This window comes from Streptomyces aurantiacus JA 4570 (assembly GCF_000414115.1).
GTDB classification, from domain to species: Bacteria; Actinomycetota; Actinomycetes; order Streptomycetales; family Streptomycetaceae; genus Streptomyces; species Streptomyces aurantiacus_A.
In genome coordinates this window covers 1-10,378 of the sequence record NZ_AOPZ01000564.1, presented here as the reverse complement: position 1 = coordinate 10,378, position 10,378 = coordinate 1, and the positions used below count along the sequence as shown (strand labels likewise).

Genomic DNA, 10,378 nt, shown 5'->3' with positions numbered 1-10,378 from the left:
GCGGCCGCGCGGGCGGCCGGGGGCGCTGCGGGAGCGGGCGGTGCGGCCGCGGGCGGTGCGGAGGGTGCCGTGTCCTCGGCGACATCGATTCCGAAGTCCCGTGCCACACCGGCGAGCCCGTCCGCGTACCCCTGCCCGAGCGCGCGCAGCTTCCAGGCGGCGCCGCGGCGGTAGATCTCGGCGAGCAGCAGCACCGTCTCGTGGCTCGGGCGCGGCGGCGTGAAACGGGCGACGGGCTCACCGCGGGGGCCGCTGACCTGGAGGACCATCGCGGGCAGCCGGCCGAGCGGGGTGCCGGGCTCGGCGGGGCTGACGACGACCGTGACCCGGCTCGCGCCGGTCCGCAGGCGGCGCGCGTCGACCGTGACCGTGTCGCCGCTGAGGCGGGCGCCGGACGCGGCGGGCTGGTTGTAGAAGACGAAGTCGGCGTCGCCCGCGACCTTGCCGCTGTCGCCCGTGATCAGCACGGACAGATCGAAGGGGCCGGGCACGCGGAGCGTGAGGGCGCCGTCCGGCAGCGGCAGATTGCCGCCCGGAATCAGATCGGTCATCGGCGCCCCCTGTGGGTCGGGTCGGGTTGTGCGTCGGGTCGGGCGAGGTCCGCTAGTCGGCCGCGCGAGGTCGCGTGACGTCGTCGCGTGACTGGGAGAACGTGCAGGCCCGGCGCCCGGGTTCCCGCCGATACCGGAGGCGGATTCGGCGCCGCGCGAGCCGGTATTAGCGTGGACCTTGCGCACGGCGACCCCGAGCGCTCCGGCAAAAGTGGACGTACACGTACAAATGCGCCCATACAACAGTCGAATAACGTCAAAGCTCAAGAGGATCCGAGGTGCCCGCCCCATGCCCAGGCGTACGGAGCTGATCGAAGGACTCATGCAGCGGCACTCCCAGGTGCCGCGCGAGGCCGTCATCAAGGAGGACCTGCTGCGCGGCGGGATCGCCTTCGACGAGTCGGCGCTCAGCGACAGCGCCAACGAGGCCGCCGGCGACGTCAAGCCGAAGTCGTACTTCATCTTCTCCTTCGACCACGGCACCCTGCCCGAGCTGGGCGAGGCCGCCCTGCGCCGCCCGCCGGAGGAGATCGTGCTCACCGGCGGCCCCTACGACCTGCGCCGCACGGTGGTGTCGGTGCGGGTGAACCCGTCCTCGCCGTACCGCGTGGCGGCCGACGCGGACGGCCTGCTCGGCCTCTACCTGGACGGGCAGCGCATCTCCGACGTGGGCCTGCCCCCGATGCCGGACTACTACCGGCACAAGCTCGCGAACGGCAAGTCCGTCATGGAGGTCGCCCCGACCATCCAGTGGGGCTACCTCGTGTACCTCACGGTCTTCCGCGTCTGCCAGTACTTCGGCGCCAAGGAGGAGTGCCAGTACTGCGACATCAACCACAACTGGCGCCAGCACAAGGCCGCGGGCCGCCCCTACACGGGCGTCAAGCCCGTCGAGGAGGTCCTGGAGGCCCTGGAGATCATCGACAAGTACGACACCGCGAAGACCTCCACGGCGTACACCCTCACCGGCGGCGCGGTCACCTCGACGATCGGCGGCAAGGACGAGGCCGACTTCTACGGCCAGTACGCGAAGGCCATCGAGGAGCGCTTCCCCGGCCGCTGGATCGGCAAGGTCGTCGCGCAGGCGCTGCCCAAGGAGGACGTCCAGCGCTTCCACGACTACGGCGTGCGCATCTACCACCCCAACTACGAGGTGTGGGACCGGTACCTGTTCGAGCGGTACTGCCCCGGCAAGGAGCGCTACGTCGGCCGGGACGAGTGGCACCGTCGCATCCTGGACTCCGCCGAGGTGTTCGGGCCGCGCAACGTCATCCCCAACTTCGTCGCGGGCGTCGAGATGGCCGAGCCCTTCGGCTTCAAGACGGTCGACGAGGCCATCGACTCGACCGTCGAGGGGCTGCGCTACTTCATGGCGCACGGGATCACGCCCCGGTTCACCACCTGGTGCCCGGAGCCGACGACGCCGCTCGGCAAGGCCAACCCGCTGGGCGCGCCCCTGGAGTACCACGTGCGGCTGCTCCAGGAGTACCGCGCGACGATGGAGGAGTTCGGCCTCTCCTCGCCGCCCGGATACGGCCCCGCGGGCCCCGGCAACGCGGTCTTCTCGGTGAGCAGCTTCATGGACAGCCTGCCCGCGTAGTCGCCGCGAGGATTGAGCCCGTCCGGCGTTTGAGGACGAGGCCGAAGGCCGATTCGGCCCGCACGCAGTGCGACCCGCACCCGAACCCCGAGACCCGGCCGGAGGCCCCATGCAGCAGCACGTGACCGTCATCACCGGTGGCACCCGCGGCATCGGCGCCGCGATCGCCCTGCGCCTCGCGCAGGACGGCCACGACGTCGCCGTCGGCTACCGCTCCGACGAGGAGGCCGCCGGCCGCACGGCGGAGGCCGTCCGCGCGGCCGGCCGGCGCTGCGTCGCGGTCCGCCTGGACACCACGGACGAGAAGGACGTGGACCGGCTCTTCGAGTCGGCCGCCGCCGAACTCGGCCCCGTCACCGGTCTGGTGAACAACGCGGGCGTCAGCGGCCCCAACGGCCCGCTCGCGGAGGCCGACGCCGAGGGCATGCGCCGCGCCATCGACGTGAACGTCCTCGGCTATCTGCTCTGCGCCCGCCGCGCCGTGCGCGACATGACCCGCACCGGCGGCGGCGCGATCGTCAACATCTCCTCCGGCGCGGCGACCCTCGGCAGCCCCGGCCAGTACGTCCACTACGCCGCCACCAAGGCCGCGACGGACACCATGACCGTGGGCCTGGCCAAGGAGGTCGCCCCGCTCGGCATCCGCGTCAACTGCGTCGCCCCGGGCGTCATCTGGACCGAGTTCCACCAGGACCCCGAGCGCCCGGCGAAGCTCGCCCACACCATCCCCATGGGCCGCTCGGGCCGCCCCGACGAGGTCTCCGGCGCCGTCTCCTGGCTCCTGTCGGACGACGCGTCGTACACCACGGGGGCGGTCCTGCGCGTGGCGGGCGGCATGTGAGCCTGGGAGCCTGTCTTTGAAGACAGGCTCTCAGGCGCCGATCAGCGCGTCCCCTTCGGCGCTGCGCCAGTACCGCACGACGTGCCGGTCCCGTTTGCGCAGCACGAGCCCGCCCCGGTGCAGCACGCCCAGGTGGTACGAGACCGTGGCGGGCGCGAGCGCGTCGTGTAGGGGGGGGGGGAGCCGGTGCCGGGCGGCGAGCTCACCGGTCGTCCGGGGTGCGGCCAGATCGCCCAGGAGCGCGGCCCGGCTCCGGCCGAGCAGCCGCCCCACCGCGGGCTCGCGGCGCCGGTCGAGGGCCGCGCCGAGCCCCGCGGCCGGATAGCACAGGACCGCGTTGCCGGGGTCGCACAGCTGCGTGCCGACGTGCGGCCAGTGCGCGGCCGACGGGGCGAGGACGAGTTCGGCGCCGGACAGCGGGGTCGACTCGTCGTACCCGTCCTTGTGGACGCGCAGGCTGGTTCCGGCCCAGGTGACGTCGGGGTGCAGGGACGCCAGCAGATGACCCACGCCGTGCGCGGCCATGTCCGCCGACCGGTCGGCCACGTCCGCCTCCAGGGCCGCCCGCAGCGTCGGCCACCCGTCGGCCAGCGCCTCCTGCCAGAACCGCCGGAGCCCGCTCGCGGCCCGCGGTGCGAAGGACCCGGACTCGATGGCGGACCGCACGGCGGCGCACGCGGGCCCGCGGCCGGAGTGCACCATGGCGAGCTGGTCCGCGGCCACCTCGGGCGGTGTCGCGCCGACCGCCTCCAGCTGCTCGGCGAGGGTGCGGGCGGACCGGCCCGCGGCGGGCTTCGGCGTGAGCAGGTCCGGCATGTAGCCGGGCAAGGCGGCGTTGGGCACGGCTCCGGCGACCAGGGCGACATCGGGGTGGCGCAGCGCCCAGCGCGCCCCGGCACCGGGGTCGCCGAACAGCGGATGCCGCCGCCCCGACGCGGCGATCCGCAGCCACCACACGGCTTCGTAGGCGGGCGAGAGGGCGAGCCTGACCCGGCTCAGGCTCACCGCGTCCAGTTGCGCCGAGATCACACACCGGATGGTAGCCGCACCCAAGGCCCGCGTACCCCGGTCATTCGAGGCGCGTCGAATCTCTGACAAGCCGTCCCGGCAAGGCAGTTGACTGGTACCAGCGGCCGACGCAAGACGCCGCGACCGCGGACCCGAGCCGATCAGGGCGGGGTCATGGGCGCGGCCCGGGACCTGTTGCCGGGGGGAACAGGTACCGGGCCGCGTAGGCCGGTGGAGGGGGGCCTCATCGGACACGCCCTAGATGATGTCCTCCGCGATGTCCGCCTGCTCCTTGTCCGTGCCGTAGGCGGACGGCGTGCTGTAGGAGCGCCCGGCCACGAACCACCAGGCGGTGGCGAGGATGAGGACCGCGGCGAGGGCGATGGCCGCGTAGTTCATCGAGTCGACGTTCACCGGGGACTTCTGCGGCAGACAGAACAGCACGGTGACGAAGCCGACCCAGCACACCGCGATCCAGCCGACGGGCTTGCTCCACTTGCCGAGGTTCCACGGACCCGGCTGGAAGCGGTCGCCCGCCCGCAGGCGCAGCAGCACCGGGATCGCGTACGCGGGCGTGATGCCGATGACGTTGATGGCCGTGACCGCTCCGTACGCCGTCGCGGAGTACAGCGACGGCAGCGCGATGACGCCGGCGAGGCCGACCGAGAGCCACACGGCGGGCACCGGCGTCTGCGTCTTGGGGCTGACCTTGCGCCAGAGCGCCGAGCCCGGCAGGGCGTTGTCACGGCTGAACGCGAACACCATGCGGCTGGCCGCGGCCGTCTCGGCGTTGCCCGCGAAGAGCTGCGCCACGATCACGATGAGCATCAGGGCGGTGGCGCCGGACGTGCCGAGCCCGTCGATGAAGATCTGCGCGGGCGGCACGCCGGTCGCGCTGCCCTGCGTGCCCACGTAGTCCTGGATGGCGAAGGTGAGCCCGGCGAGCAGCACGAACCCGGCGATCCAGGAGACCCAGATGGCCCGGACGATGCCGCGCGCGGCGGTCACGGAGGCGTTGGAGGTCTCCTCGGAGAGGTGCGCCGAGGCGTCGTACCCGGAGAACGTGTACTGGGCGAGGAGCAGACCGATCATGCAGACGTACAGCGGGCTCGACCAGCCCGTGTCGTTGACGAACTCGCCGAAGACGAACGACGGCGACTGGTGCGAGTCGGGCACGATCGCGAGGACACCGACGATCACGGCGACACCGGTCAGGTGCCACCACACGGAGATGGAGTTGAAGAGGCTGACCAGGCGGACGTTGAACAGGTTGAGCAGCGCGTGCAGCAGCAGGATGCACAGGAAGATCACGAAGGTGGAGCCGGCCGTCGGCGTGAAGTCCGTGTGCATGCTCAGCAGGGCACCGCTGAACAGGGCCGCGCCGTAGTCGATGCCCGCGATCGCGCCCAGCAGGCCGAGCAGGTTCAGCCAGCCCGTGTACCAGCCCCAGCGCCGCCCGCCGAGCCGGTCCGCCATGTAGTAGAGAGCGCCCGACGTCGGGTAGGCGCTGGTGACCTCGGCCAGCGCGAGGCCGACGAACAGGACCATGAGGCCGACCCCGACCCAGCCCCACATCATCACCGCGGGCCCGCCCGTGCCCAGGCCGAAGCCGTACATGGTCATGCAGCCGGACAGGATGGATATGACGGAGAAGCTGATGGCGAAGTTGCCGAACCCGCCCATGCGGCGGGCCAGGACGGGCTGGTAGCCGAGCTCTCTGAGCCGTTGTTCCTCGTCCGGGAGCGCTGGCGCCGGGACGGAGCTCGACACGGTGGTGCGGGACACTGGTGAACCTCCGGGGATGAACGGGGGTGCGGGGGTGCGGTGGTGTGGGGTCTTAGGGGGTGCGGGATCAGCCGTGCGGGCCCGGGCCGCGCGCCGCGTGGTAACAGCGCGAGCGGGCCTGGACGAATGCCTCGGTGGCCGCGTCGGCGTCGCCGGGCGCCTGGGTGCGGTACGTCCACGGCACGACCGTGAAGAACGGGTCCAGGGCCTCGAACACCCGGACCGCGTCGTGGAACTGGTGGGCACCCCACAGCGCGTGCGCCAGATAGTTGAGGTCGAGCAGTGAGGTGGACTCGGGCTGCGCGTGGTCGAACCAGAGCTGCAGCGCCCTGAGCGCGCTGCGCGTCGCGTCCTCCGCGACCCAGTGCAGGTCGAGGGCGCGTTCGTTGCCGCCCTCGCGGCGGTAGCGCTCCACGCGCGCGTACAGCGGCAGCACGTGCAGCGCCGAACCCGCGGGCGCCGCGGCGGACGCCCAGTGCACGAAGTTCACCGCCTCGGTCAGCGGCGCCCCGCGCCTGCGGTGGTAGGCGAACTGGAGCATGCGGTGGTACGCCTCGCGGTTGCCGGGATCGCGCTTGTCCGCCTCGGCGAGGATCCCCCACGGGCCGGGGAAGAGCATCGGCTCCGGCGCCGCGACGCGGTGCTCGTCCCACCGCTGGCCCTCGTCGAGCTGCGCGAGGGCGAGCAGACAGATCCAGGGGACGGGGTCCTCGGGCGAGGTCGCCGAGGCGAGCCGGCAGGCGTCGTTCGCCTCGCGCCACAGCTCGTTGGTGTGGCGGTGGCCCGCGCGGTGCGCGCGCAGGGCGCGCTCCACCGTGACGCGGGTGTGCAGGATCGTCGCGGCGACGCTGCGCGGCTCCTCGGCGAGCCAGGCGCGCACCACGTCGGAACCGGCCAGGGCCGCGGCCAGGATCTGCGTACGTTGCGTCCACAGTCCCCAGTCGGGGGTCTCGGTGAGCAGGTTCCTCGTCGACACCCAGCGGCCTGCCTTCAGGTCCTGGAGCACGGCGCGCAGGGGAGCGTCGTGACCGGCCGGGTGATACACCGGGCGGGCTAACGGCATCGGCATGGGTCCTCTGTGCTCTGGCTCTGGAGCGGCTGGGGGGTGTCCGCAGGCGGTGTACGGGCGGTGTCGCGGTGGTGTTCGGATGTGTGGGATGTCGTGAACTGGTGTGTGCGTGGCTGATGTTGTTCGGCGGTCAGTGTAGAGCGGAGACTTCCGATTACCGGCCGGTCCTCGGATGTTTCTTGACCAAGTTGTGTCAACGCGGCGCGCCGGTGTGAACTTTGCGTGCTCTCCTGCTCAACAGTGGCCCTGATTGCGGCATTTGAGGCATGCGTCGGCCCTTGACGGGGTCACGGCCGCTGTAGCAGGCTTCCGCGGTGATCACGACTTGCCGCGCGCGACGTCACGGAGCGCCCCGATGACCGGCCCGGTGCTCGCCGTCGACCAGGGCACCTCCGGCACGAAGGCGCTCGTCGTGTGCCCCGAGCGGGGCGTGATCGGCTCCGGCAGCGCGCCGGTGCGCCCCCGCCATCTGCCCGGCGGCCTCGTCGAGGTCACGCCGGACGACCTGCTCTCGTCCGTGCTCGACGCCGGACGCGCGGCTCTCGCCGATGCGGGCGAGCCGGTGGCCGCGGTGGGCCTGGCCAACCAGGGCGAAACGGTGCTCGCCTGGGATCCTGACTCCGGCGAGCCGCTGACCGACGCCCTGGTGTGGCAGGACCGGCGCGCCGAGCCGCTGTGCGCGGAACTCGCCGGGCACGCGGACGAGTTGAAGGCGCTCACCGGCCTGCCGCTCGACCCGTACTTCGCCGCCCCCAAAATGGCATGGATACGCCGCCACCTCACCCGGAGCGGCGTGGTCACGACCAGCGACGCCTGGCTGGTGCACCGCCTCACCGGCGCCTTCGTCACGGACGCGGCCACCGCGGGACGCACCCAGCTCCTCGACCTGGACTCCGCGACCTGGTCCGAGCGCGCCCTCGACGTGTTCGGGCTCGCCGGTGAACGGCTGCCGCGCGTGGTCGACGCGGCAGGGGAGATCGGCACCACCAAGGAGTTCGGCCGGGAGATCCCGCTGACCGGGCTCCTCGTCGACCAGCAGGCGGCGCTCCTCGCCCAGGACGTCACCGAGCCGGGCAGCGCCAAGTGCACCTACGGCACCGGCGCGTTCCTGCTCGCCCAGACCGGCGACCGCCCGCGCCGGGGCGACTCCGGGCTCGTCGCCTGCGTCGCCTGGCGCCTCGGCGGGCGCAGCAGCTACTGCCTGGACGGGCAGGTCTACACCGCCGCCTCCGCCGTCCGCTGGCTGACCGACCTCGGCGTGATCGCGGGCGCGCACGAACTCGACCCGGTCGGCTCGGCCGTCCCCGACGCCGGGGGCGTCACGTTCGTGCCCGCGCTCGCCGGGCTCGCGGCCCCCTGGTGGCGCGGCGACCTGCGCGGCTCCCTGACCGGCCTCGGCCTGGACACCACCCCTGGACACCTGGTGCGCGCCCTCTGCGAGGGCATCGCGGCCCAGGTCGCCGAGCTGGCCGACGCGGTGGCCGCCGACCTGGGCGAACCGCTGCGGAGCCTGCGGGTCGACGGGGGCCTGACCCGGTCGTCCCTGCTCCTCCAGACCCAGGCCGACCTGCTCCAACTCCCCGTGGAGGTCTCGGCGCTGCCCGACGCCACGGCCCTCGGCGTGGGCGCGGTCGCCCGCCTCGGCCTCGACCCGCGGCTCGGCCTGCGCGACGTCGTGCCCGACTGGCGGCCCGCCGCCCTCTACGAACCGCGGATCGGCCCCGCCGAGGCGGCCGAGCGCCGGGGCGCGTTCCGTACGCAGGTGGCGGCGCTGATGGAACGTCACCCCGCATGAGCGCGGCGGGTACGGGGCTCGTCACCAGGTCCGGGGGCCTGCCGCAGGAGCCCTACGACGTCACCGTGATCGGCGCCGGAGTGGTGGGCGCCGCCCTCGCCCGCGAACTGGCCCGGTACCGCCTGCGCGTCGCCGTCGTGGAGGCGTCCGACGACGTGGGCGAGGGCACGTCCAAGGCCAACACGGCCATCCTGCACACCGGGTTCGACGCCGTGCCGGGCTCCCTGGAGGCCCGCCTGGTGCGCGAAGGACAGCGCCGTCTCTCCGCGTACGCCGCCGAGTGCGGCATCCCCGTGGAGCGGGTCGGCGCGCTCCTGGTCGCCTGGGACGAGGACCAACTCGCCGCGCTGCCCGGCCTGCTGGAGAAGGCCGAGCGCAACGGCTACGACGAGGCCGCCCTGCTGGACGCCGCCGAGGTCCGCGCCCGCGAACCGCACCTCGGCCCCGGCGCGCTCGGCGCCCTCGCGGTGCCCGGCGAGAGCGTCATCTGCCCCTGGACGACACCGCTGGCGTTCGCGACCCAGGCGGTGCGCTCAGGCGTGGACCTGCACCTCGACTGCCGTGTGACGGCCGTCGACCTGGGCCACGCGGCCGACGGCGTCCCGCACACCCCGCACACCCTGCACACGAGCCGAGGCGACGTCCGCACCCACTACCTCGTCAACGCGGCGGGCCTGCACGCCGACACCGTCGACCGCATGCTCGGCCACGACACGTTCACCGTCACCCCGCGCCGCGGCCAGCTCATCGTCTTCGACAAGCTCGCCCGCGACCTCGTACGGCACATCCTGCTGCCGGTGCCGACGGCGCTCGGCAAGGGCGTCCTGGTCGCGCCGACCGTGTACGGGAACGTGCTGCTCGGCCCCACGGCGGAGGACCTCGACGACAAGCAAGCCACCCACTCCACGGCCGAGGGCCTCGCGGACCTGCGCGAGAAGGGCGCCCGCATCCTGCCCGAACTCCTCGACGAGGAGGTCACCGCCGTCTACGCGGGCCTGCGCGCGGCGACGGAGGACGACGACTACCGGATCCGCGCCTGGCCCGGCCAGCGGTACGTCACCGTCGGCGGCATCCGCTCCACCGGCCTGACGGCGTCCATGGCCATCGCCGCGTACGTCACCGAACTGCTCGCCGACGTCGGCCTCGACCTGGGCGGCGCACCAGGGGAGTTGGCGCCCGTCACGATGCCCAACCTGGGCGAGGCGTTTCCGCGCCCCTACCAGCGGGCCGACCTGATCGCGGCGGACCCCGCGTACGGCGCGGTCGTCTGCCACTGCGAGCGCGTCACGCGCGGCGAGATCCGCGACGCGCTCCTGAGCACTGTCCCACCCGGCTCCCTCGACGGCCTGCGGCGGCGCACGCGCGCCCGGGGCGGGCGGTGCCAGGGCTTCTACTGCGGTGCGGCCGTGCGTGAACTCTTCGACCGGCGCGACCGGTCGGCGGCGCGGAGGGCGGCGCGATGAGGCGTGAGCGCACCCTCGACGTGCTCGTCGTCGGGGCCGGTCCTGCCGGGCTCGCGGTGGCGGCCGGGGCTCGCGGTGGCGGCCGGGCTCGCCGCGGCGGGCGCGGGCCGCGTCGAGGTCCTGGAGCGGGAGGAACAGGCGGGCGGCGTGCCGCGACACTGCCGGCACGGCGGCTTCGGCGCGCGCACCTTCGCGGGCCTGACCGGCCCCGGCACGAGCGGGCCCCGGTACGCGCGGCGCCTCGCCGACGCGGCGGCCCGCGCGGG

Annotated in this window: 8 protein-coding genes and 1 pseudogene; 5 read left to right on the top strand and 4 right to left on the bottom strand. The window is 73.5% G+C overall.

What is annotated here, in order from left to right:
* The coding region (locus STRAU_RS38740; RefSeq protein WP_037664767.1) for a TerD family protein at positions 1–551 on the bottom strand (551 nt) is incomplete at its 3' end.
* Between the two features lie 289 nt (positions 552–840).
* On the opposite strand from STRAU_RS38740, the gene STRAU_RS38735 reads away from it, so the two are divergent.
* On the top strand, positions 841–2,151 hold the full coding sequence (locus STRAU_RS38735) for a radical SAM protein (protein WP_016645850.1): 1,311 nt from the start codon (positions 841–843) through the stop codon (positions 2,149–2,151).
* A gap of 109 nt (positions 2,152–2,260) precedes the next feature.
* Positions 2,261–2,992, top strand: coding sequence for an SDR family NAD(P)-dependent oxidoreductase (locus tag STRAU_RS38730; RefSeq protein WP_016645849.1), 732 nt, complete (start codon positions 2,261–2,263; stop codon positions 2,990–2,992).
* 30 nt (positions 2,993–3,022) lie between these two features.
* Here STRAU_RS38730 and STRAU_RS38725 read toward each other — a convergent pair whose 3' ends face one another.
* From STRAU_RS38725 to STRAU_RS38715, 3 genes are all read right to left on the bottom strand, one after another.
* Positions 3,023–4,021 (bottom strand): DUF5937 family protein, encoded by a 999-nt coding sequence (locus tag STRAU_RS38725; RefSeq protein WP_016645848.1) that lies wholly within the window; start codon positions 4,019–4,021, stop codon positions 3,023–3,025.
* A 237-nt stretch (positions 4,022–4,258) separates the two neighbouring features.
* A complete protein-coding gene (locus STRAU_RS38720; protein WP_078621761.1) occupies positions 4,259–5,683 on the bottom strand; it encodes an amino acid permease in 1,425 nt (474 codons plus the stop codon).
* Positions 5,684–5,852: 169 nt separating this feature from the next.
* Positions 5,853–6,854: a hypothetical protein gene (locus STRAU_RS38715; protein ID WP_037664764.1), complete on the bottom strand. Its 1,002-nt coding sequence runs from the start codon at positions 6,852–6,854 to the stop codon at positions 5,853–5,855.
* Between the two features lie 355 nt (positions 6,855–7,209).
* On the opposite strand from STRAU_RS38715, the gene STRAU_RS38710 reads away from it, so the two are divergent.
* From STRAU_RS38710 to STRAU_RS38700, 3 genes and pseudogenes are all read left to right on the top strand, one after another.
* The gene (locus STRAU_RS38710) at positions 7,210–8,649 is read left to right on the top strand and encodes an FGGY family carbohydrate kinase (RefSeq protein WP_016645845.1); all 1,440 of its coding nucleotides are present in this window, start codon (positions 7,210–7,212) and stop codon (positions 8,647–8,649) included.
* Positions 8,646–10,112: an FAD-dependent oxidoreductase gene (locus tag STRAU_RS38705; RefSeq protein ID WP_016645844.1), complete on the top strand. Its 1,467-nt coding sequence runs from the start codon at positions 8,646–8,648 to the stop codon at positions 10,110–10,112. The genes STRAU_RS38710 and STRAU_RS38705 overlap by 4 nt, the downstream gene beginning before the upstream one ends.
* 3 nt (positions 10,113–10,115) lie before the next feature.
* Positions 10,116–10,378, top strand: a pseudogene (locus STRAU_RS38700) (hypothetical protein); the annotation flags it as partial.

Coding starts and splice junctions, on each gene's coding strand:
- STRAU_RS38715 (WP_037664764.1), bottom strand. CDS start 6,854: ATGCCGATGCCGTTAGCCCGCCCGGTGTATCACCCGGCCGGTCACGAC.
- STRAU_RS38730 (WP_016645849.1), top strand. CDS start 2,261: ATGCAGCAGCACGTGACCGTCATCACCGGTGGCACCCGCGGCATCGGC.
- STRAU_RS38710 (WP_016645845.1), top strand. CDS start 7,210: ATGACCGGCCCGGTGCTCGCCGTCGACCAGGGCACCTCCGGCACGAAG.
- STRAU_RS38735 (WP_016645850.1), top strand. CDS start 841: ATGCCCAGGCGTACGGAGCTGATCGAAGGACTCATGCAGCGGCACTCC.
- STRAU_RS38705 (WP_016645844.1), top strand. CDS start 8,646: ATGAGCGCGGCGGGTACGGGGCTCGTCACCAGGTCCGGGGGCCTGCCG.
- STRAU_RS38720 (WP_078621761.1), bottom strand. CDS start 5,683: ATGGGCGGGTTCGGCAACTTCGCCATCAGCTTCTCCGTCATATCCATC.